Source organism: uncultured Treponema sp. (assembly GCF_946187725.1).
Lineage (GTDB): Bacteria > Spirochaetota > Spirochaetia > Treponematales > Treponemataceae > Treponema_D.
This window is the reverse complement of sequence record NZ_CAMHSK010000015.1, coordinates 1-22,525: the sequence shown is the minus strand read 5'-3', so window position 1 is coordinate 22,525 and position 22,525 is coordinate 1. Positions and strand designations below refer to the sequence as shown.

At 46.5% G+C, this 22,525-nt stretch carries 16 protein-coding genes; 1 reads left to right on the top strand and 15 read right to left on the bottom strand.

The window, feature by feature from the left end:
- Nucleotides 1–110 precede the first annotated feature (110 nt).
- Nucleotides 111–1,529: a hypothetical protein gene (locus tag Q0Q74_RS07495; RefSeq protein WP_294429727.1), complete on the top strand. Its 1,419-nt coding sequence runs from the start codon at nucleotides 111–113 to the stop codon at nucleotides 1,527–1,529.
- 11 nt (nucleotides 1,530–1,540) lie between these two features.
- Here the strand turns inward: Q0Q74_RS07495 and Q0Q74_RS07490 are convergent, their stop codons facing one another.
- The 15 genes from Q0Q74_RS07490 to Q0Q74_RS07420 form a co-directional block, all read right to left on the bottom strand.
- On the bottom strand, nucleotides 1,541–2,644 hold the full coding sequence (locus Q0Q74_RS07490) for a hypothetical protein (protein WP_294429726.1): 1,104 nt from the start codon (nucleotides 2,642–2,644) through the stop codon (nucleotides 1,541–1,543).
- Between the two features lie 33 nt (nucleotides 2,645–2,677).
- Entirely contained in the window at nucleotides 2,678–3,781 is a 1,104-nt protein-coding gene (gene ispG, locus Q0Q74_RS07485) for a flavodoxin-dependent (E)-4-hydroxy-3-methylbut-2-enyl-diphosphate synthase (RefSeq protein ID WP_294429725.1), read from the bottom strand.
- Between the two features lie 52 nt (nucleotides 3,782–3,833).
- Nucleotides 3,834–6,167 carry a C13 family peptidase gene (locus tag Q0Q74_RS07480; protein ID WP_294429724.1) on the bottom strand — a complete coding sequence of 778 codons (2,334 nt, stop codon included), beginning with the start codon at nucleotides 6,165–6,167 and terminating at the stop codon, nucleotides 3,834–3,836.
- Entirely contained in the window at nucleotides 6,157–7,317 is a 1,161-nt protein-coding gene (locus Q0Q74_RS07475; protein ID WP_294429723.1) for a BMP family ABC transporter substrate-binding protein, read from the bottom strand. The genes Q0Q74_RS07480 and Q0Q74_RS07475 overlap by 11 nt, the downstream gene beginning before the upstream one ends.
- Nucleotides 7,318–7,332: 15 nt before the next feature.
- Nucleotides 7,333–8,760: a hypothetical protein gene (locus Q0Q74_RS07470; protein ID WP_294429722.1), complete on the bottom strand. Its 1,428-nt coding sequence runs from the start codon at nucleotides 8,758–8,760 to the stop codon at nucleotides 7,333–7,335.
- A gap of 8 nt (nucleotides 8,761–8,768) precedes the next feature.
- Nucleotides 8,769–10,457 (bottom strand): hypothetical protein, encoded by a 1,689-nt coding sequence (locus Q0Q74_RS07465; RefSeq protein WP_294429721.1) that lies wholly within the window; start codon nucleotides 10,455–10,457, stop codon nucleotides 8,769–8,771.
- 10 nt (nucleotides 10,458–10,467) lie between these two features.
- Nucleotides 10,468–12,006 carry a hypothetical protein gene (locus Q0Q74_RS07460; protein ID WP_294429720.1) on the bottom strand — a complete coding sequence of 513 codons (1,539 nt, stop codon included), beginning with the start codon at nucleotides 12,004–12,006 and terminating at the stop codon, nucleotides 10,468–10,470.
- 92 nt (nucleotides 12,007–12,098) lie between these two features.
- Entirely contained in the window at nucleotides 12,099–14,669 is a 2,571-nt protein-coding gene (locus tag Q0Q74_RS07455) for an MAC/perforin domain-containing protein (RefSeq protein WP_294429719.1), read from the bottom strand.
- A gap of 434 nt (nucleotides 14,670–15,103) precedes the next feature.
- Nucleotides 15,104–15,535, bottom strand: coding sequence for a V-type ATP synthase subunit K (locus Q0Q74_RS07450; protein WP_294429718.1), 432 nt, complete (start codon nucleotides 15,533–15,535; stop codon nucleotides 15,104–15,106).
- 200 nt (nucleotides 15,536–15,735) lie between these two features.
- Nucleotides 15,736–17,664, bottom strand: a complete 1,929-nt coding sequence (locus Q0Q74_RS07445; RefSeq protein ID WP_294429717.1) for an ATPase — start codon at nucleotides 17,662–17,664, stop codon at nucleotides 15,736–15,738.
- On the bottom strand, nucleotides 17,661–18,338 hold the full coding sequence (locus Q0Q74_RS07440; RefSeq protein WP_294429716.1) for a V-type ATP synthase subunit D: 678 nt from the start codon (nucleotides 18,336–18,338) through the stop codon (nucleotides 17,661–17,663). Before Q0Q74_RS07440 ends, Q0Q74_RS07445 begins: the two co-directional genes overlap by 4 nt.
- Nucleotides 18,339–18,357: 19 nt before the next feature.
- Nucleotides 18,358–19,653, bottom strand: a complete 1,296-nt coding sequence (locus Q0Q74_RS07435) for a V-type ATP synthase subunit B (RefSeq protein WP_294429715.1) — start codon at nucleotides 19,651–19,653, stop codon at nucleotides 18,358–18,360.
- Between the two features lie 17 nt (nucleotides 19,654–19,670).
- Nucleotides 19,671–21,434: a V-type ATP synthase subunit A gene (locus Q0Q74_RS07430; protein WP_294429714.1), complete on the bottom strand. Its 1,764-nt coding sequence runs from the start codon at nucleotides 21,432–21,434 to the stop codon at nucleotides 19,671–19,673.
- A 42-nt stretch (nucleotides 21,435–21,476) separates the two neighbouring features.
- Nucleotides 21,477–22,019, bottom strand: a complete 543-nt coding sequence (locus tag Q0Q74_RS07425; protein WP_294429713.1) for a DUF2764 family protein — start codon at nucleotides 22,017–22,019, stop codon at nucleotides 21,477–21,479.
- 12 nt (nucleotides 22,020–22,031) lie between these two features.
- Nucleotides 22,032–22,525, bottom strand: a 494-nt coding sequence (locus tag Q0Q74_RS07420; RefSeq protein ID WP_294429712.1) for a V-type ATP synthase subunit E, incomplete at its 5' end; no start/stop codon positions are given.

The window sequence follows — 22,525 nt, the reverse complement described above, 5'->3', positions numbered from 1 at the left end:
TTTCTGAAATTTCTTATTCACTAGAAAAAACCCGCGCTCAGGATCTCAGGCGGATTGTTCCTGTAAATACAACAAAAATCTTTGAAAATAAATCAGAATTTGATTCTTACATGGCTGACTTGCACCAACGACTTATGAATAAAAGGGCATTTCAGAAAGTTGACATAGAGTTTAACACTATAGAATCAAGCAGTTTTGACACAGAATCCGCTCCCCCACCGTTTGAAGAAGAAATAATTCAAATCTCACTCAATATCACGGCAGAAGATACAAAACATCTTCTTATATTACCATATCCAAAATATGATTCAAATGACGGTCTGATTTTCAAAATCAAGGTCAAGGATGTTAATTTTCTCGGCACAATGAATACAATGGATGCAGCAGTTTTTGCAGGTCTAAAAGAAGATTTACAAACTGGCAATCAAAATCCCATATTTGGTGCTGAATTTAAGTACAGTTATCCTTTCCTTTTAGGAGCTTTTCTTGGAAGCTGGAACAATAATTTTGATTTACGCTACACAACAGGAATCAAAGAACTTGAATTTTGGACTGGAACAGGCTTCACATTCGAGCTTCCCTTCCAGAGATTTTCACTTGTACTCGATTTGAGTGAACAATTCAACCGGGATTTAGAATATGATTTCTATAATGACACGCAGTTTTTTACGAGTGATTTGAATTTTTCAGTTCCAGTCAAAATTTGCGATATTGAAAACTGGGGTTATGTATTCTGGACTCCTTACACTGACGCAAAAATCAACTATGACAAGAATGGAATCAACAAGTTAAACGATGATTTGGCAAGTCCGGTGATTTCTGCCGGGGAAAAACTTTCTACATCAAGAATAAACTGGTATGGGAATTTCAGGAACGGATTATCTGTAAGTCTTGCCCATGCAATAGCTTATGATTTCATGCAAAAAGAATGGGAACCCAGAGTTTCATTCGAACTTCAAGCTTTTAAAGCCTTCAAATACATTGCTTTTAACACAAGAATCAATGCTTTTCTTACAAAATCAAACAGAAGCACGGTCGGCGAACTCATTCGCGGAATTCGGGATAAGCAAAAATACCTTAATGCGAATCTAAATGACTTTAGAACAGAACGGGCATTAAAAACACCATCAGCAATCGTAATGAATTTAGATATTCCCGTCCACATAATTGAAACGCACTGGCTTGACTGGTCTAATTTAATTTTTGGCGAAGAATCATGGTTCTCGAAAACATTCGCCTGGACAGATAAATTTAACTTTGAACTGCAAGCGTCTCCTTTCCTAGACATTGCTCTTACAAAAAACGAAAGTACAGGCCGCCTTTTTTCAACAAAAGACGGATGGTACGCAGGAGGAATTGAATTTCTTTGTTTCCCTGAGCATTGGAAAGGAATCGTAATGAGGGCAAGTCTCGGAATCGATTTGGGCAGAAAGTTAATTTCAAAAAAACTTCCTGAAAAAATCGATATGTCATGGCGCTCAAATGTTAAGAGCTATGAAATTTATGCAGGAATCGGACTTCATTACTGATTTAACAAAACCTATCTTACTATACAAGCTTTTGCGGCTGCACGACAGTATGAATCAGGCGCATTTTCGGCAAGAACTTCGAGAGTTGCGTTTGCAAAAATAATATCGCCTCTGGCAGAGCATTTTTTACAGAAATCAATAAAATAATCCCAAAAATGATTCTCTTCGCACCACAAAACGATGTCTTCATAATCACCAATTTTTTTCAAGAATAGCGCAAGACTCTTGTACTCAAAACTTGAATCTCTTCCAGAAATTGAATCAAGAATATGGCTGAAAGACTCTACAGTTCCCAAAGCGGAAGAGAAAAGCGAATTTTCAAGTTCATTTTCTCTCTCAAAAATAACGCTGATATTATAAAGAGCATTCAATGTCTTTGGCGAAGAAACTCTGAACAAATCGAAGAATCTGTCAACATTTGAGTTTTTATTCGTATCAATAATCTTCAGCATTGCCCGACGAAGGACTTCGTTCTTATAATTCTCATCTTTGTCAAGAATCAAAAGAAGTGCCTGCTTATATTTTTCAGATTCATTTTGATGCAAGAGCAAATCAGCCATCTCGTATAGTATGTCATAAAGCTGCTCAGGAATATCAAGAAATTTGCTTTCAAGCCGTGCCTTCTCGTAAAAATCAATTGCCGTCTTGTATTCGCCTTCAAAACGATAAATTTGTCCGATTAAAAAATCAGCTTCCGGGTAAACTCGTTTTTCTTCAATCCAATCTTTCATCTTATGGATTGAATATTGAAAGAAATCCTCGCCATGCAGTTCAAGATAATGTTTTATAATGTTGATAGCTTCTGTCTGATCTCTTTCTTCAAGAACTTCAAGAACTGAATCAAAATTCTCACCTGCTCTGCGAACTGCCAGCGGAGAAAGAGCCGTATCCAAAATATAGACCTCGTAATCACTTTCTGCCACACGGTTAGCCTTAGCTTTATTTGCAAGATTCATCGCATTTGCAAAATCACCTTTGTCGAAAGCGAATTTTGCATCCTGAAAAATTCTCCATGAATATTCAGTAGGAGCAGGCTTTTTAGGTACAATCTGCGAAAAGAGACTTGAAAAAATTGAAAAAAAACAAACTGACAGAATAATTTTTTTTAGGCTCATATAAATGTTAATTCCTCTCGGAAACGCCATAGATTAAAGGCTTTGCAACATTTCCATAAATACATTATCGGCATCTTTTTCATCAACCGTGCGTATAATTTCACCTTTTTTGAAAATAATTGCTTTTCCACCGGCACCAGCAATGCCTATATCAGCATGCTTACCTTCGCCAGGGCCATTAACTACACAGCCCATTACCGCTACAGTGATATTTTTGTTCATTGAAAGAAGTTTATTCTGCCACCTGTCCATGAAAGCATGGACATCAAATCCCTGACGGCCACAGCGGGGACAACTTACGAGAGTAACGCCCCCCTTACGCTTTCCACATTCACGCAGAATCTCAAGACCAGTGATAACCTCGTTCTCTGGAACCGAAGAAAGTGACACGCGGATTGTAGAGCCGATTCCTTCATTTAAGAGATGACTGAACGCAAGCGTCGATTTTACAACGCCAGTAATAAGAGGACCAGCCTCAGTAACCCCGACATGAAGAGGAATGTTATATTTTGAAGCAAAATCCTCGTTAGCTTCAATTGTCTCAGAAACAGAACTTGCCTTCATGCTTACGACAAACTGATCAAATTTAAGTTCATCAAAAACAGCACATTCCCTGGCGGCAGTCTCGCTCAAAGCAACGGCCCGGCTCATCTCGCCTTTTTCAACTTTTTCACGCAAATCATGCGGAAGTGAGCCCGTATTCACTCCGATTCGAATTGCAACACCTTTTTCGCGGCAACCGTTCACGACAGCTTCAACTCTGTCTCTTGCACCAATATTCCCCGGATTGATTCTGATTGCCGCGACAGGTCCTTCAAGGCACTTCAGTGCAAGTCTGTAATCAAAATGAATATCAGCAACAAGCGGCATTGAAGTAGCTTTACATATTTCAATAAAACTTTCCGCACTTTCCATGTCAGGAACAGCAAAACGGATTATGTCACAGCCTAACATTTTAAGAGAGGTAATTTTGTTTCGGATTTCTTCTAATTTTTGAGGATTATCCTTTACACCGATAATTCCTTCTTTCCACATCGTTTGAATAGTGACAGGATTTGCTCCACCAACAACAATTTTATCAACATTTCCAAATCCGCCTACAGTAACTTCACGCGGAGTAAAAAATTTCTTTTCCATGAGATAATTATATCACAAATCCAGATAACTTGCACCAGTAAAAGCTTTGAAATCAATCAGGCACCTTGTACACAACAAGCTCGTTCGGACTTAGATTATACAGGTTTCCGAAACAGGTACCGTTGAAAAGCCTGACATGAGAGCCAATCGTGTTTTTCACAAGATATTTGTACAAATCGGCGTAATAAATCCCCGAATTTTCTATTATGCTTTCCGTAAAGTTCTTGGTGAACCGGTTTGAAAGCCACACTTTCAGGTCTACGCTGTACAAATCGGCAAGGGATGTTTCAGAACCGTTGGCGGCGGTAAAGGCAAGCACGCCCTCGATTCCAGAGCAGATATGCATGACGCTTCCCGAATAGCAGGTTTCCGTGACAATCAGAAGCTGTCTGAAATGCTTTTTTCCATCGCTGTCACTGCTCATCGATTCGAGCGTGTTTTTCATTAAGTCCGTGGTGAAGCCTTTATAGGCAGAATTTTTTCCTTCCCATACGAAATAGCCGTTCTCGCTGTCGCCCCTGATGTTCGTTCCGTGCCCTGACCAGAACCACAGGACGTTTGAGTCAGAGCCGCTTTTAAGAATCGTAGGCGTTTCAACAAGATGAGGATGAGAGAGCCTTAATGTCTCCCGATTTTCCAGAGTGATGCTTTCCCCCTGCATGATTTTTGACATATCCTCGGCGCTAAGTTCCTCTAAAAGATAATCAATCTGCAAATTATCGGTGTACAGGTTTTCGCCTTCAAAGCGGGCGATTATCTCGCCGGGTCGCTTGTTCCGCTTGTGGTTCACGATGTCGTCCGCAAGAATTAGTATGATGTGGTCGTCGGGGAAGCCGTTTTTGCGCAGAAGCTGGTAGATGTAGAGCGCGTCCGCCTGATGGCGGTAGTTTGCCCAGCCGGTGGAAGCCGCAACGATGACTGCCCATTGGTCTTCCATATCGCCGTAGGTGACGGTCGAATTCTCGGTGTCCTCCACATCCTCGTTGTCGTCAAAGCTTACAATCCATTCCCAGCTCGCCCTGTTCCCGCTCGAATGGGAGTTGTTCTCGGTGGAAGTGAATTCGAGCGGCACGAATTTGCCCTCGACTACGCACCAATGCACATAGATGCTGTACAAGGCAGATGTGAGCGTTTCCTTGTCGAAATCGAGCAAGCCCGTAGCTCCGCACAGGTTCGTGTAAATGCCACAGTCAAGGCTCTTGAAGGCAACGACCATGCCCACGAGATTCCATGCGTATTCTCTTCCCGCCGTCGCCTCGTTCATCTTGCGAAGTTCGGCGTTCACTTTCTCGTTGGTGAATGCGTCCGCATCTCCGTTTTTCTGGTTGCAGAAGCACCCTGCGGCGGCAAACGAGCACAAAAGGAGCGAGTCGTAGAACTGAGCCTCACCGAGCACGGGATTTTCGCCGAAACGGGCGGCATAATCCACCGCAAACGCGCTCTCAGGGTCGGCATAGGGGGCCGTTCCCTCGATTCCTTCCGCAAGGCAGTTCTCGCCGTCCGTGAACGAAAGCAGCTCCGCAGTGAAAGCGGTGTCGGAGAAAAGCAGGCGCGGGGCAGAGTCGCCAAAAGCCGCGCGTTTTTCAAGTACTTCCTGTGCGTCTTCATAAGACGAAAAGGCGCAGAGGACAAAATCGGCGTCACAGCCCAATACGGTTTGGGCAGCCACGGAAAGCGATACTGGCTCCGTTCCCGACTCGTATTCTTTTTTTACGGTGTCGGTCTCATAGATGACATTCTTCACTATCTCCAAATCAAGCTCGGTGGCAAGGAATGGCACCCAGTCAAAGAAGGTCTTTCCGTAGACATCCGCGCTCGCAAGCAGGGCGATGCGTTTTCCGCCGTAAGTGGTGATTTTTGCAAGCATTGCCTCAATCTGCGATACATCGGACTCGGTGAGCGTCCACAAAAAGGGCGATTTTTTGTCCTTGACGGCGGCATTCACCGCATACGCTCGGATGACAGTCTCGCTTGAGGCGCAGGGCGCAATCAGCGTTTTTTTCGTCTCGTAGCATTTGTCTGCGAATGTCTGCACATGGCTTGAATACATGGGGCCGATGACAGCAAGCAGGTCTTGGCGCGATGAAAGCGTGGCTGCAAGCGATTCCAAATCCGCGCTGTTCTCGTCGTACCATTCAATGTTGAGCGTAAAAGGCGTTGAGAACACGCTCGTTCCCTTTTCAAGCGTGGAAAGATACCAGTCCGCGACGCGCCTAAACCGCTGTGACTGCGTGCTTCCCTCTGCAAGCGGAAGCACCACCGCCACATTCACTTTTTCTAAGGAACTCGCGGGGGATGAGGGCGAATCATCGTCGTTGTTTTTGCAGGAAGAAAGGGAGAAGAGCGCAAAAACTGCGGATAAAAGTAAGAGAGGCCTAGTTTTCATAATATGCCTGCTCCTTTTCAATCGCTTCTGAAAGATGTTCCTGAACGACAGCAGAAAGGCTTTCGTAGCCTTCTGAAACCACAAGCTCGGTGTAGCCTTCGCCAAGCCCCAGCCGCTGGTAGTGCTCGATTTTGCCCTCGGCGAGCCACTGCGCTATGCACTTTTCTGCCGCCTTGTCCACGCGCTTGACCACCGAGAACGGCACCTGCGGGCTGTACGCGCTCATGTCAGAATCCATGCCGACGGTGTAGAACGAGGACGCTCCCTGCTCGCGGTTGTAGCGGAGCAGCCCGTGAATGCTCCCGCCGCAAATGGGGAAGTAGAGGTCAAAGGTATTGAAACTGTTGTTGTAGGCGATTTTGTAGGCGGTTTCCTCACTGTTAAAGCCCGTTGTGTCTGCCTCGCCGTTGATTGACTCGGCGACAAAGGTGGCGTTTCTCATTTCTTCCACTTCTTCTGCCGTAGTCGTAAAATAGTTGTAGATATAGGAAGTGCTACCCGATGAGCCGTAGCCGACCGAAAAGCCGTTCAGCGCGTCAATCAGCGGCTGCATAAAATCATTGGCAAGCAGGGAAATCACGCGGGGATTTTCTTTTTCAGAAAGCAGTGTTTTTGCCGCCGTTCCCGCAAGGTAGCTCGCACCGTACAGCGGCATATACACCGTGCTCAGATACGGAACTTCCGTTTCCTCCGACTCAAAAAGCAGGTAGGTGAACGGCTCGGTGGAAGCGGCAATGCTTTCTGCAATCTCGTCTGATTCAAGCACGGGAAGATAGCTTTCGCTCGCAAAAACAAAAAGGACGGGAATATCGGCGTTCTCTTCCGCGCCGATAAGTTCCCGATATGACGAGAAAACTTTCTGTATTTTTACCTGTGCGTCATCCCAGTCATCAGGGCTTACATCGTACACAAGCAGGTTGTTCTCAAACGCCGCCTTGTGTATTCCGTACGCCAAGATGTCGGTGTAGGAATTGTCGCCCAAGCCGGCGGGCAAATGAAAGACAATGACGAGCTTTTCCGAGGTTTTTTCGGTCTCGTCCTTTCCTCCTCCGCCGCTGTCACCGTCATTCGAGCAGGAGGCTAGTGCGAAAAGCAGCAACAGCAGCATAAGAGGAAAAAGAGAAACCCGACATTGTTTTTTCATTCGCATAGGCTTATTTTCGTGTTAGAGCGACCCCCAGTAGTCAAAGGCGTTGTCTCCGCTGATGTACACATCCGTGTAGGCGGAGTTTTTTGTTCCAGAGTCCTTAATTACGATTTCAGGACTGTAGATGATGTGATACGGATACGAGTTGTACGAAGTATATTTTGGATTTGCCGTCGCCGTATTGTTCATCCAGGTGTATGTGCCGCTGAATCCGAGACTTCCGTTAGTAACGCGGTGAATGTAGTCAAGGTAGGTGTAGCCGTCATCAACATCCGCAGACATTTTCAGAACATAGCAAACCCATGTCGTGTAAAAAGAATCCAGATAGTTGAGGTCATAAGAGTCGGTTACGGCAAGCATCGTCGTCGCGCCAGAAACAGAGCTGTAGCCGTCCGAAGTCGTTTGGATAGAATCCGTTGCGCCAACTGTGCCGATAAAGAATGGCTGCACATAGGTTGTCTGGGAATTTACGCTGTTTCCGCGCGATACGCGGCTCTTGTCGTTTTTGGGGTTTCCGAACGCAAAGCAGAAATTCTCGCCGTTGTTTGAGAGGTTCGCGATGTCGTAGCCACGGCTCGCAATGGCAGAGTACACCGCCTGTGCGTTTGTGCCGTTCCCGTTCAGGAGCGCGTTGAATGTGTGGTACGCCGCCTTTGCCGTGTCGAGCGACATAAGGTTCTTTGCGTACACCCAGTTTTTCTGGATAAGGTTTGCGTAGGAAAGCCAGACTTTCTTTTTGTCCTCTTTGACGATGCACTTTCCCGCCTTGCTACCGCTTTTTGCGAAGGGGTCAAGGCACATCCAGTAGCTGTTGCTGTCGTTTGAAGGGCCGCCCGCAGGTTTTACGCATATCCATGTAGTTCCGTCCGAATCGCGCGTGACGATGTCGCCGGCGTGGTAGTAGGTGGGATTTACGGCGTTAGTTCCGACAGAATCTTTGATGCCATCCTCAGAGTAGAATTTTAAGAGCGAAAGCCCGGAAACGCGATTGCTTTTTACCGTGAGCGTGGCAAACAAATCTTCGTCGCTGTTTGCATTACCCGCTTTCTCAAAGGTGAATTCGCCCACATCGGCATCGCTCCAGGAGTCGTTTTCGCTTCCGATAAGCTCGTGGAAGTAGTCGGCGGCATCGTCTGCACTGTCGTACGCAACATAGCGCACCGTGTCGCTGCCCCCCGCTTCTGTGGGGAATGTCGTTCCGATGTCTGCTGTGAATGTCTTGCTCTTCCAGTCGGAGGGAAGCTCTTCGTCGCCGTCGTCGTTTTTCAGGTCGCACAAATCGCGCAGAATGTTGAATGCGATGTCTTCTGTTGTGACCGCGTTGTCCTGCTTGTCGGCGATTGTCTCTTCTTTTTTCTCGTCGTCATCGTTCGAGCATGAGGCAAGAGCCAACCCCATCGCAAGGGTGAGGGCTATAGCCCCCGCAAAAAATTTTGCCCGTTTCATAAAACTTCCTATTTGTTTTCAGTGTTCCAATCAACTGCTTTGTTATCAATGGTGCGTACCGTTTTTGCAAGCGAAGCCCACCAGTCAAAGTGAGTGCCAGTGCCGTCGGTAGCCGTTCCGTCCTGGCGGTAGATGTCCTCAAACGCGCTGTCCGGCTTTTTTTGCGTTGTGGCAGTTCCCTTGTTGTCCTTTATGACCAGTTCGGGGCTGTACAGGACATGCCAGCCCGGCAGCGGAGACATCCATCGGGAATAGCTGTGAGACTCGGTGTCCACATAATCCTTGTATTGCAGCCCGCCAACTTCATCCACATAGTGGAGAAAGTTCGAAAAGTCATAGGTAAAAGCCAGCATCTCTTCATCTGTGCCGTTCGAGGGGAACGGACGCTGGGTATCTTTCAGCGAAAACATGTATGCTTCGTCAAACGCGTCGGTCGTGGAAAGCAAAAACTCGACATTTTGGAAGCTTGAGTAGCTTAGAGTCTCTGCAATCTGTTTTGTCATCATGGTTTCGGCTCCGTTTTCACCGCTCAGGGCAAGATGCGCGGCAAGAATCGGCTGCACATAGCTCACCATTCCGAGCGTTGTCACATATTTTTTATACTCATCCGAGACTTCGGGGAGTGCCCTAAGCTCCCTGCTCGTGCGTTTTTTTGCCCTGTTGCTGTCTTTCTTGGGGCTGTCATAGGCAAACATATAGCCGAATTCGTTGCTTGCAACCTGATGGTCGCCTGTTGATGAACTTGCGCTGCGCTCCAGTGCCATAACATTGTAGCCGCTGTTTTTAAGCCCATTAAACGCCGTCTCTGCATTGGGATAGAGACTGTAGGTGTCCGTGCAGGCAAGTGCCAAAAGCGTATGCCCCGCCGCCTTTGCCGTTTTGAGCGTCATAAGGTTCTTTGCGTATACCCACTCCCAATCGCCTTCAACAACCATCGTCTTCGTAATATCGTAGGCAAGGCTGTATGTTTTTTTCTCGCTTTTGATGATGCATTTGCCGTTTTTGTCAAACGGATGAAGGCACATCCAGTAGCTCTTGTCTTTTCTGAGGTCGCCGCCGGCAGGTCGCACGCACATCCAGTAGGTGCCGTCTTTTTTCCGCCGGACAACATCGCCCGCCGCATAATAGGGAAGCCCTGAGTAGCTGTTTTCGGCACTCGAGAGATTTTCTTTAAGATAGTCTGCGCTCACAAACTGAATCTGGCTGAGATTGGCGATAATCGGAATGCTCACATCGAGCGTGGCAAAAATGCCCTCCTCGCCGCTGGTCTTGAAGCGGAATGAGCCTAGCCCGCTGAAATTCCAGTAGCCGCTCGTAGTGTCGCTGTCAAGTTCCTCGCCCACAAGGCTTGAGACATACACCCGCGCTTCGTCCAGGTCTGTCACCGCAACGGAGCGGACGGCTTCTGAATCTTCGTCAAGCACATAGCCTTCATCGCACATGAATTCCATGCCCTGCCAGCCTTCGGGAAGCTCCTCAACGCCGTTGTTTTCGTCGCTCTCATCTTCCGTGGGAAGCGTGCAGAGCGAGCGCAGAATGTTGAACGCAGCGTCCTCAATCTCCTGCTCCGCCTCGCTCTTTGTAGTGGCAGAAGTATTGCTTGTGTTGTCGTCGCTGTCGTTCGAGCAGGAGAGGAAGCCTAAGCCCATCGCAAAGACGAGGGCTAGTGCCCCCGCAAAAAATCTCGTTCGTTTCATGGGATGCCTCCTATTCTTTCTGCCAGTTGGCTTCTACAGCGTCTATGAACAACTGTGTGTTCTGCCGTGCCGTCCAATAGTCAAACTGCGAGGCACTGTCGTTCTGCACAAAGCAGTCTTCATACGCGCTGCTCGGCTTTTTGGGCGCGCCCACCTTGCCCTTGTTGTCGTTGATGCAGAGTTCTATCGTCATAACGGGGGCAAGCGGTACATCCGTATTTACCAATTTATTTCTGTTGGTAAAGGTGAGATTGTTCGGCAGATACTTGAAAAGATAGTCCTCGTAATTATATGGCGTTGTGTCATCGTTTACGCCGCCAAAGTCACCGTCATTGGCATACCCCACATCATGCCTGTCGGTCACAGAGTACAGACAAAGTGGCTTGTCGTCATCACATCGGAACGTGTTTATGTCTGCTCGGAGCGTTTTTCTATCCCTTCCCTTTTCGCCGTTGACGACAAGATAGGGCTGCACATATTTTACATCTGCATCTCTCGGTCGTTTTGAATCGTTTTTCGGCTTGCCGTACACAAAGACAAATGCTCCCAAACTTTGCAATGTGTATTCGTCAACTTTGCCGTCTTTCATTCTGCCGCCCGCCGAAAGCTGAAGCAGGTCAAAGCCGATGTTCTTGAGGTTCTTGTATGTATCTGAGCATCCGTCAAAAACAGTGTTCGTCGAAGGGTTGGCAAGACACAGGAAAGTGAATGCCGCCGCCTGTGCCGTTTTGAGAGACATAAGGTTCTTCGCATACTTCCAGGTCTGTTTTGTTGTCTCGTCGGAAAATCCTTCCTTGTCGTCATAAACACTGAGCGTGACCTTCTTTGTCTCGCCGGTAATCAGGCTTTTATCCTTTTTGTCGTAGGGATTAAGGCAAATCCAGTAGCTCTTGTCCTTGTACAAGGGACCGCCCGCCGGACGAACGCAAATCCAGAATGTATCATCTTTTGTTCTTTTGATGACATCACCCGCATGGTAGTAGGGCTCGCCTTTGTAGCTGTTTTCCGCGCCTGCGCCTTTGATGACATCATACGGCACAAAGTTGAGCTGCGACACGCCCGGAAGCACATCGATTGCCACATCAACCGTGGCGTAGAGGCTAGCGTCGTCCGTTACCTCTTTGTAGGAAAGCGTGCCGAAGCCGGGACAGCTCCAGGTGTAGCTGTCGTCCTCAACGCTCTCGCCAATCATGTCAGAGAAGAAGGCACGCGCGTCGTCGGTGCCGGCGGTCGCAATTGAGCGCACGGTTTCATCGTCGCCAAGCACATAGCCCTGGTCGCAGGTGAATTTGATGCTCTGCCAGTTTGAAGGAAGCGTCTCCACGCCGGTGTATGCACCGTCCTCGTCTGTTGCGGCGTTTTCATCGTATTCGGCAAGGTTGCAAAGTGAACGCAAAACGCTGAAAGCCGAATTTTCAAGTTCTTCCTGAGCCTCGCTCTTTTCGGCAGAAGTGTTGTTGTCATCATCATCATTTGAGCAGGAAATAAATCCCAAACTCATCGCAAAAGTGAGTGCAATTGCACTGGCAAAAAATTTTGTTCGTTTCATAAAAATGTCTCCTATTTGAGTACCGTCATGTTGAGCGACAGCGAAACATCTCTGTTTGCATGAGATTCTTCGCTGCGCTCAGAATGACGCGCTTATTTGCATTCCATGCTGATGATTACCGGGAAGCAGGGGCTTCTTGAGCTTTTGATATTGTCTGTGTCAAGTGTCTTTCCAACGCCAGCCCAGTTTTTGGTATAATGGGAAACGCCCGATACCTTTGTAACAGAACCAGATTCTGGTGAAATTACGAAGCGTGTGGCATTATCGTAAACACTTTCGTACATATTGCCTTGACTGTCGTCCAAGCAGGCAAGCTCGCTCAGTGAAGCATCTTCCCAGAAGTACCGCTCATAATTATTAATCCTGTCGTTATAACCAAGCCAGCCTGTGCGTATGAGGTTCAAGCCGAGTACGCCGCCATTCATGAACATACCTGCAACTGAGCCGTCTGGATTAGTTCCTGTGAGATTACCGAGCCTTCCGACAAGAGCCGTAAGAGTGCTTGCCTTAGGAATCGTGTACCCAGCTGGAAGGAAGCCGCTAAAGCGAGTCCACTTGTAGCCATACAAATATGCAGGATAATAATTGGTGTCGTTGGTACCAGTTAAAGTCTTCCATTTACCGCGCTCATATTCATAGCTGTTCCAGATTACCTTTATGTCAGAGCCGTCAGCACCATTATACGCGGTTCCGTCAACGAAGAGTTGTCCTGTATAATAATCGCGTGCATAGAGGTAGTTTTCGATTTTTACGACATTGTAAGTGCCGTTTACAGCTCCGATAGTAAATTGGTAGTCAGTCGGCTTTGGCTCTGCCATTTTGTTCATGTCTTCATCTGAAAGCCATGTAGGCTCAACGGCGGTGAGCGTGGTGCCGATAAGGTAGAGCGTGGGATATGCCTCGTATTTAAGGTCGTTCTTTTCTGCAAGGACAACCTCGCCGCCGTTCCAGCCTACGCTGTGAGGCTTGTGGTAGTCGTCGCCGGGGTAGAAGCCCAAGTTCCAGTAAATTTTGTTGTTTGCCGCTGGGTATACGACGGTAACGCGCTTTTTCGTGTTGATTTCGGGTATATACTCGTTGCAGGCATAGGCAACAATAGTACCCTGATCGTCGAGCGTGAGCGTTTTGACAAGCGAGCCGTCATCGCTGAATGAGATGTCAGAAAGGTCAATCTTTGTGGGTACGGTGTTCACAAAGCGGGACTGGCTTTTAATCGGGAAATCCTGTTCGAGCTGTCCGTCCTCAAAATATGCTTTCATTGCATTGTAACGCTCATTGCCTTCGTCTTCCTCCTCGTCAATCAGCTCGTAGAGTGGCACAAGGTTGTCCTCGCTCACAAAGTCGATGAAGACACAGTTGTCGCTTTCGTTGAGTGTCTTTTTCCAGTCGGCGAATTTCTGGGCGCGGTCCTCGTCTTTGCCCGTCCTGCCGGTAATCATGCCGTCAAGGTCTGACGCGCTCTCTTTGCTTCCACCCCGTGTTTCTCCGTGGAAGGTAAAATTCTGTGACTCGTTGGTGAGCGTTTCTTTGTAACTTACATCAACGCTTGAATTCACTTCAAAAAGGCCGTTGTAGCCAGCCTTAATCATGCAGCCCGCATCGAATGTGCCTGTCATTTCGCCCGTGTAGGCTTCCATTGTGACATTTGCCTTGCCGCCAAGATAGCCGCCTACGACGACATGCGTTCCGTAGTCTTTGACGAGCTTTTTGAAGCCTTCGTTTGTTGAAGGGTAAGAGCGTCCGATACCGTTGATTGCGTTGTATGCCGCTGACTTCATCATTTCTTTTTTGGTCATAACCGCAGAGTCTGCACTCAGTTCAGCTGTCCATGTGCTTACCTTGATGTCCGCCCATGCATACTGATAATCCTTCTTGCTCTTGTTCGTCCATTCTGTGTGTGAATCGATTTCGCCAGAGAAGTTCGCCTTGTCGAAATTTCCGTCAAGCGTGAGTTTGAGTGATGTTTCAAGCTCTGCGATGTTAGAGCCAGACGCTTCGCGGTATGTGGTGTGGGTGCCGTCGTCTGAGTAGGTGATTTTTATCGTGTCGCCATCAATTTCAATTCCGTCAGCAACGAGTTCCGTAGTCTTGAAAATTTCTTTCTTGCGGCAGAGAGTCGAAGCATAGCCCAAGCGCGTGTTGTAGCCGTAGCCGATGAACTGCTTTTGCATGACAGTCTCTTCGGCCGCGTTGGCGCTGCCCGCCACCTGAGTGAGGGCAACTGTCTTTGCGGAAGTCGCTCCATCGTAGGTAACGGAGAGCGTCGCATCATGCGTCTGGCTGTTTGTGTTTTCGTACACATAAAGCGTGAGCGTTCCGCTTCCTGTTCCTGTTGTATCAGCGAGATGTCCAAGCTCGTACACCTCATCTTCAACCGTGTTTCCGTCGTCGTCGGTTTCAAAGTCGTTTTGGTCAAACGCAAGCGAAGCCGTCCAGTTTTCGCCTTTTGCTGCCGGAACCGAGAAGACAACCTTGTAGCTGCAGTTCTCAAGCTCCATGCTCGTGGTGCTCGCCAAATCCGCTTTGACGATCGTAACGCCGTTTTTTGTTTTTGCGTTGGTATTGCTCGGAGAATCATCGTCTCCATTTGAACAACTCAGAAGGCTTGCAGCAAAAAGCAAGGCTGATGCCAAAAGCAAGCCGATTTTACTCGTCTTTTTCATAAAAGACCTCCTCTAGAAATGTGTGTGTGAGACTTTTTGACATAACAGAAAAAGCGCAAATCCTTGCAGAAAAATCCCGCAAAGACTGCGCTGTTTTTTGAGAAAATTGGTGTGTATATAGGAAGAGATTTTGCTATGCGGACAGAATACGAGCCTGAGAACTGAGAAATTTTCGGCATCAATAAATATTTGTCAACTGCTTTCATAGCCAATTCTTACTTTAATTATAATGAAAAGTTAAAAAAATTCAATGTTTCTCTAAAAAAACTGCAAAAATATTGAAATACTTGCAGTTTTCTACGGTTTACTGTAATACTATTGCACTGCACAGATGTGCCCCCTGACGCGATGGAGTACAGAATTCAGGAATAAATAAAAAAAATTCCCTGCATCATCTGACACAGGGGATTTACGCTAGACTGTAATTTCGATTCCTAGCACTGGATCATTCCGAAGACCATTGCGAACAAAGCTACAGTTTCGCAAAGACCTACGACCATGATGTAGTTAGAGAAGCCTTTTCCTGTCTCACCAAGAGCGTCGCTGCCTGCGGCACCGGCTTTTCCCTGTGCGATAGCAGAGAAACACATTGCAAGACCTGCTGCAATACCAAGACCGAGGAAGAAGAGCGGATTCTCAGCGATTTTTGAAGATCCTGCCATCTGCTGCATAAGAAGGAAGCCGTAGATTGTCTGTGTAAGTGGAGCACCAGCGAAAACGGTAAGGATGAACGGAGCCGGCTTATTTGCCATAAAACAGCGTTTCCAAGCACCAATTGCTCCCTGACCAGCGATACCGATACCGATTGCAGAACCAATAGCTGCAATACCCATTACAAGACCTGCACCAATCATTCCAAAATTCATAATTTTCTCCTATGAAAAGCCGAGAAGAAAGTTGTAGCAACTTTAGTTGCAGACTTTCTAGCGGCTTTTCAGGCTTCTCCGCAATGTAATGAGGAGAAGCAGTTAATATTGCAAGTTTCCGTACGGAAACTTGTCAAGATAAAAAACGGACGATATTTTAGGCCGTTTTTTATCTATATCTCCTTTTTTTACCGTAAGTTTTATTCACTCAACGGTTCATACTTAAAGCCAGCCCAGCTCATTCCCAAGTGATTTGAGAATTCGAGCGTGTTCAATCGCACGCCGTGGACAATGACCGAAAGCAAGTTCAAAATCATGTTCAAGCCATGACCAAAAACAAGCAGTATGATAAGAACGATAAACAATGCCGCGTGTCCAACCAACGGACCTGCGAAAGTGTTTACCGTGCCACTGATTGCGGCTCCAGCAAGACCTACAGCCCACAATCGGATATAAGAAACGATGTCCGAGAACACATTGACCACTCCCAGCAAAACTGAGATGATGTTCTTAACGCTCTCAAGGATTGACTTGGCGACGCTTCCTTCATAGTTTGCGAAAACGAAGCTGAATGCAAATCCACCGCCGACCATCGCAATTGAGATTGTTCCCCATGGAAGACCGTAAACATCTCCACCCATAAGCGGGAAGACATTTCCGTCAACAACCATTGAAAGAACAACCCAATACATACCGATAAGCTGCACAAACGAACCGAATTCACCAAGGAATTTAAGGCGATGAGCCTTATCTTTGATGTATCTGCCCATTCCCTTCAAATGTGCCACACAAAGCTGAATAAGAGCCAGTGTAAAACAGAAAATCTGAAGATTCTGTGCAGTTCCTAGCGTACCCACAGAGGTATCACTAGTCCAGAACGGAAGCCATTGGACATCCGCGTAGGCATTTGAAATCGGCGGGACAGAAAGTGCAATAATCCAGTCTGGAAGCTGATCAGGTGTGAGACCGAACCAAGTACAAGTCACAGCACCCCAAGCCATTGTTGCCACTCCAAGAAGGAGAACAAGTCCAAGCACTGGTGCAACTTTCTTTCCTGTAAAAAGCGACTTCAAAATCAAAATCAGTGCGACAGCCGTGACAAGTGCGCCATAACCGCCGTCTCCAAAAATCATTCCGAAGAAGATTGTAAAGAACGCAAGGAACCAGCCGGAAATATCGTATTCATGATATCCTGGAACAGTTCCAAGGAAGTCAGTAAGAGGATAAATCAAACTGACAAATCTGTTGTTCTTGAGTTTTGTCGGAACAGCATCATCTTCAGTTGGATCACTAGCTGCAAAAGCCCATTTCTGTTCTTTTGCAAAAGCCTCAAACTTTGACATGGCATCGACAGGAACAAATCCTGTAATCCATGAAAGTTTGTCCTCAATTCCCATGCCTGAATAAATGTTTTCAAGCTCAATATCCTTTGCGATTACACCCAAAGACTTTTTAAGGGAATCTTTATACTGAACGCTTAAACGCAATTCTTCATCGATTTGAGAAATTCTTGCCTTACTTTCGGCGATTTCTTTCATCAAATCTGCCGTAGAAACTCTCGGAAGAGGAACCTGATAGGCTTCACTAGGAATTCCTGCTGGCCGTTCGTTCACGACAAGTGCCTTTTCACTTACCAGAACAAAGCGGATTTCAGATTTTTCCTTTCCGACTACGATAGTTTTTGCTTCCTCACCAACCAGAGAATATTTGTCTGCCGGTATTTCATATAGAGCCAGATGGATTTCTTTTTCAGAAAGCTCGGCAAAATCAGCAGGATTCACTGAACCCCATTTTGCAAAGCGCTCCAGCTCAACAGAATCAGCAGTAATCCTGTCAAAACAAGATTTTTTCTCGTCAACAAGAGCAAGAACTTTCTTGGCAATATCAAAAGAAGCTTCTTTTCCAACCAGAGCTGGCTTCGGAACTTCTTTTTTACCAAATTTGATTTCAGTAAGAATAGCAAGTGCCTTCTCGATTTTGGAATTCTGGTCTTTGTAGGAAGCAAGTTCCTCACTTGAGCCCTGAACTTCCTCAACATGAAGAACGCCAAGCTTTCTCAAATCTTTAAGTGCAGCCTTTCGTTCATTTTCAAGAACGATAAGGGAGATTTTTTTCATTGGGACTATCATTTACGAGCCCCCTTTTTATCTTCCGGTTTTCCGGCTAAAGCTTCTTCTTCAGCCTTCTTAGCAGCAGCAGCGGCGGCATTTCTCTGGTCAATCTTCTTTTTAGAGACCTTTGAAATAACGACTGCGCTTACCTGCTGGTCGCCAAGATAAACCGAAATCTTTTTGATGTTTGCCTTTGCCTCAGGAATCTTAACCTTTTCGAAAAGATTTACACGTTGGCTGGTTGTGCGAAGCTCCTGAGAAAGCAGCCTTACCTGTTCATCAAGAACGCTGGCTTCCAAATCTAAAGAAAGAGCCTTTTCCATGCGGTCGGCAGCCAAGTCAATCCAGAGCGGTGTCTCATACAAATCGTAGTCACCGCGACCAAACTCAGCTCCCTCGTAAACAGGAATCGTAACGCCGGCGATGTTGCCGACACCTTTCTTTATATTGCGGACAGTAACCATACCTGGCTTGAAGGCCTCTTCCTCGCCGAAAACGCTGATCCACACCTTGAATTCCTGTTCAAGGGCGACACGCTGCGCACGGACTTCATTTGCCTTCTGCTCGATAGTTCTGATTTCAGATTGAAGCTGCTGCTTTTTGAGCGTAAGGGTCGGAAGATAGCGCTGATACATTTTGAGCGCATCTTTCTGAGCCTTTTGTTCATTTTTAGTCAGCTTAATTTTAGCCATTCAATCTACCCCGCAAAAATTATTTGTTAGGCCAGAATTCAGAAATCAATTCAGACTTAATACCAGTCTCGTCTTTGTCGAAACAATCCGCAAGAATCTTCCAACCCAAGTCGAGAGCACCTTCGAGTGAGATATTGACAGACAAGTCCATCATTTCTTTCTCGAACATTACGCCGTATTTAAGGAGCTTTTCGTCCCACTTACTCATCATGAAGCCCATTGACTTCTTTTCGAGAGTATCTTTGTAAGAAGCGTAAAGACGAATCATAGCGTCCATGAGGGCACGGTGATCTTTACGAGTCTTGCCGTTTACGTTCTGCTTGAGTCGTGAAAGAGAACCGAATGGCTCGATACGGCCGCCTTTGAGATAGTACTGACCTTCAGTAATGTAACCAGTGTTATCTGGAACCGGGTGAGTAACGTCATCACCAGGCATTGTTGTTACAGCAAGAACTGTTACTGAGCCGCTTCCCTTGAAGTCAACAGCCTTTTCGTAACGAGCCGCAAGCTGAGAGTACAAATCACCAGGATAACCTCGGTTAGAAGGAACCTGCTCCTGTGTGATAGCAATTTCCTTCATAGCGTCAGCATAAGAAGTCATGTCTGTAAGAAGAACGAGAACGTCCTTGTTCTGCAAAGCGAACTGCTCCGCAACAGCCAGTGACATATCCGGAATCTTGATACATTCTACAGTTGGGTCAGCAGCTGTATGGATGAACATGACAGTCTTGCTCAATGAACCGCCATCCTCCAGAGTTTTTTTGAAGTAAAGGAAGTCATCGTATTTAAGGCCCATACCACCGAGAACGATTACATCAGCTTCAGCCTGCATAGCGATTCGTGCAAGAAGCTGGTTGTAAGGTTCACCAGAGATAGAGAAGATTGGAAGCTTCTGAGAAACGACCAATGTGTTGAACATATCAATCATCGGAATGTTCGTACGCATCATTCGCTCAGCAAGGATTCGTTTTGAAGGGTTTACTGAAGGACCACCGATTGGCTTCATGTTCTCAGTGAGGGCAGGTCCGTTATCACGAGGCTCGCCAGAACCGTTGAAGATTCGTCCCATCAAATCGTCGCCGAAAGAAACGCGCATTTCGTTTCCGAGGAAGCGGATCTGGTCGCCTGTTGAAACACCACGGCCACCGGCAAAAACCTGCAATGAAACTGTGTCACCGTCGATTTTGTTGACCTCGGCAAGAGATTTACCGAATCGTGTGGTGATTTCTGCAAGCTCGTTGTATTTAACGCCCTCAGCTTTTACTGTAATTACGGAACCTGTAATAGATTCGATTTTATTGTATACCTTATTCATATCTATTCACCGTCCCCCTATGCCTTAAGAAGATTCTCAGCTTCGACTGTCAGTTTGCCAGATTTTGAAGCATACAAATCATCGATTTCTTTTTCGAGTTTCTTGAAGTCATCGCTCTCAAACTCAGTGTAGTTCCAGTCGAGGAACTTCTGTCGGAGCTGGTTGAAGTATGTTCGGGCTTCATCCTTGTCCGAGAGAGTGAAATCAGAACCAAGAATCTTAATCAACTTGTCAAGGTCATATTTCTGTCGCTCGACAGTTGCGTTTGCATCGATTGCGTCGAATGAGTTCTGCTGGAAGTAAACCGCATCAAGCATCTCTTCCTTAAGATATACCAGGTAATCATCCAGAGATGTACCTTCCTCACCGACGACCTTCATCATTGAGCCTACGTCTACGCCCTTTTTGAGGACATTGAAACAGAAGTCAACTTTGTCCTGAGCGATGATACCGTGATATTTTGACCATGACTGAATCGGGTCGATTGCAGGGTACTTACGGGCATCTGAACGTGCTCGTGAAAGACCGTGGAATGCTCCGACAACCTTAAGAGTTGCCTGTGTAACAGGTTCCTCGAAGTTACCGCCTGCAGGAGATACTGTACCACCGATTGTGACAGAGCCTTTGCTTCCGTCGCTCAAGCGAACCTGACCGGCACGCTCGTAGAATGCTGCGATGTAAGACTCCATGTAAGCAGGGAATGCTTCCTCACCCGGAATCTCTTCCAAGCGGCCTGACATTTCTCGCAAAGCCTGTGCCCAGCGGGATGTTGAGTCAGCAAGAAGAAGGACATTCAAGCCCATCTGACGGTAGTATTCTGCCAGAGTAACTGATGTGTAAACCGAAGCTTCTCGTGAAGCAACCGGCATTGAAGAAGTGTTACAAATGATGATTGTTCGCTCCATCAATGACTTGCCTGTTTTCGGATCTTTGAGTTCAGGGAACTCAGTCAAAGTCTCAACGACCTCACCTGCTCGTTCACCACAAGCCGCGATGATTACGATGTCAACGTCAGCGTATTTTGAAGTGGTGTGCTGCAATACTGTTTTACCGGCACCGAACGGACCCGGGATACAATATGTACCGCCTCGTGCAACAGGGAAGAAAGTATCGATAAGTCGGACTTTTGTGACCATTGTCTCTGTTGGAGCCAGGCGCTCTGCATAGCAGTTGACGGCTCGCTTGACAGGCCATTTGAATGAAAGACCGATTTTAACATCGTTGCCCTTTTCATCAGTCAAAGTTGCGATTGTGTCTTTGAGTGTGTAGCTGCCCTTTTCTGCAATTGATTTTACAGTGTAAGAGCCAAGCAAATAGAAAGGAACGAAAATTTTGTGAGTGAACGGTCCCTCTGGAACGCTTCCCACATATTCGCCAGCTTTGAGAACATCGCCAACTTTTGCAGTCGGTGTGAATTCCCACTGTTTTTCTTTATCGAGAGGGTCAACATAAATACCCTTCTCAAGGAACCAGCCTGCCTTTTCTGCAAGCAAAGGAAGTGGGTTCTGCAAGCCGTCGTAAACCTGTCCCAAAAGGCCAGGACCAAGCTCAGCAGAAAGAAGGTCGCCAGTGAACTCAACAACATCCCCCGCCTTGATTCCTTTTGTCATCTCGTAGACCTGAAGCTGTGCTACATTTCCGCGGATACGGATAACTTCGCTCTTCAAGCTTGAGTCTTCTACTTTTACATAGGCAACTTCGTTCATGGAAACTGTTCCGTCAAATTCGACAGAGACCATGTTTCCATTTACTCCGACTACCTTTCCTTTTGTATCCGTCATTTATTATTCTCCATATAAAAGGTTTCTCAAAAAAATCAGCAATTACTGGTCTTCAAGAATCCTTGTATAAATCTTCTTGTAAGAAGCCATACCAGCCGCCTCATCGAATTTTTTCATTCGGGAAGCGAGTTTCAGCTTGAGACCGTAACTGAAAACGGCATCAAGTGAAAATCCATCTGTTGGACGCATACTTTCTATAACATTGAGCCTGTACTGATTGAGGTACTGTTCGGCAGCCAAAGGACTATCCATACCACTCGCTGTACGAGCCGCCTGAACTGCATCAGGAGCGATCTGCTCATTGCCTGCGCTGAACTTTTTTTTCATGCGAAGAGCACGAATACCAGCAAGCGCAAGGCGAAGACTCTTTTCTTTGTAATTCCATTCATCAACAAAGGCAGAGCCAGTTTTTGAAGTTTCAAGAGGAGGTTCAAGCGAAAGTCCGTCAAGAATCTTCATTTCCTTTTTGTTAAGAAAGCGTGAACAGAGGTCATAGTAGTATTCATAAGTAATTGGCAATACCGTTTTGTCATCACTGACAGTGAATCCTGGGAGCTGCGACACAAGGTAATATTGATTACTCATCTTCACCCCCTGTTACTCTTTTGCGGCCTCTTTCATGATTCCTGCCACTCGTGGATTGAGATATGCACTGAACAGTTCTGCAACAGCCTCAGCAGAGAAATCGTAGAACGCAGCACCATCTTTTACCCCGATACGGAATCCCGAATTAATTGATGAATCAACTTTGAGCGTAAGACCTTTTGAGATTTCGGCTTTGAGTGCAGCTTTGAGATTTGACTCGAGAGATTTCAAATCTTTCTCATTCAGGAGAACTGAGACTTCACTAGCCTCGGTTTTGTCTGTCCATGCTTTGACAGTTTCTGGGATAAGTTTTGAAAGCAAGTCAGAAGAATAAGCCTTTTCTGATTCTGCGGTGATAATCGCAGAAAGTTCCTTTGTGATGCTGTCACGGAATGAAAGCACGAGATTTCGGCTAGCCTGACGAATTGCGTCTTCACTTGCCTTCTCCATGCGTGCTGTTTCATCTTTTGCTGCTTTGATGATTTTTTCTGCTTCTTCTTTCGCAT

Excerpts from the sequence above, each read along its gene's own strand:
- Q0Q74_RS07495 (WP_294429727.1), top strand. The coding sequence starts at position 111 with ATGGCTGACTTGCACCAACGACTTATGAATAAAAGGGCATTTCAGAAA.
- Q0Q74_RS07490 (WP_294429726.1), bottom strand. The coding sequence starts at position 2,644 with ATGAGCCTAAAAAAAATTATTCTGTCAGTTTGTTTTTTTTCAATTTTT.
- ispG (WP_294429725.1), bottom strand. The coding sequence starts at position 3,781 with ATGGAAAAGAAATTTTTTACTCCGCGTGAAGTTACTGTAGGCGGATTT.
- Q0Q74_RS07480 (WP_294429724.1), bottom strand. The coding sequence starts at position 6,167 with ATGAAAACTAGGCCTCTCTTACTTTTATCCGCAGTTTTTGCGCTCTTC.
- Q0Q74_RS07475 (WP_294429723.1), bottom strand. The coding sequence starts at position 7,317 with ATGCGAATGAAAAAACAATGTCGGGTTTCTCTTTTTCCTCTTATGCTG.
- Q0Q74_RS07470 (WP_294429722.1), bottom strand. The coding sequence starts at position 8,760 with ATGAAACGGGCAAAATTTTTTGCGGGGGCTATAGCCCTCACCCTTGCG.
- Q0Q74_RS07465 (WP_294429721.1), bottom strand. The coding sequence starts at position 10,457 with ATGAAACGAACGAGATTTTTTGCGGGGGCACTAGCCCTCGTCTTTGCG.
- Q0Q74_RS07460 (WP_294429720.1), bottom strand. The coding sequence starts at position 12,006 with ATGAAACGAACAAAATTTTTTGCCAGTGCAATTGCACTCACTTTTGCG.
- Q0Q74_RS07455 (WP_294429719.1), bottom strand. The coding sequence starts at position 14,669 with ATGAAAAAGACGAGTAAAATCGGCTTGCTTTTGGCATCAGCCTTGCTT.
- Q0Q74_RS07450 (WP_294429718.1), bottom strand. The coding sequence starts at position 15,535 with ATGAATTTTGGAATGATTGGTGCAGGTCTTGTAATGGGTATTGCAGCT.
- Q0Q74_RS07445 (WP_294429717.1), bottom strand. The coding sequence starts at position 17,664 with ATGATAGTCCCAATGAAAAAAATCTCCCTTATCGTTCTTGAAAATGAA.
- Q0Q74_RS07440 (WP_294429716.1), bottom strand. The coding sequence starts at position 18,338 with ATGGCTAAAATTAAGCTGACTAAAAATGAACAAAAGGCTCAGAAAGAT.
- Q0Q74_RS07435 (WP_294429715.1), bottom strand. The coding sequence starts at position 19,653 with ATGAATAAGGTATACAATAAAATCGAATCTATTACAGGTTCCGTAATT.
- Q0Q74_RS07430 (WP_294429714.1), bottom strand. The coding sequence starts at position 21,434 with ATGACGGATACAAAAGGAAAGGTAGTCGGAGTAAATGGAAACATGGTC.
- Q0Q74_RS07425 (WP_294429713.1), bottom strand. The coding sequence starts at position 22,019 with ATGAGTAATCAATATTACCTTGTGTCGCAGCTCCCAGGATTCACTGTC.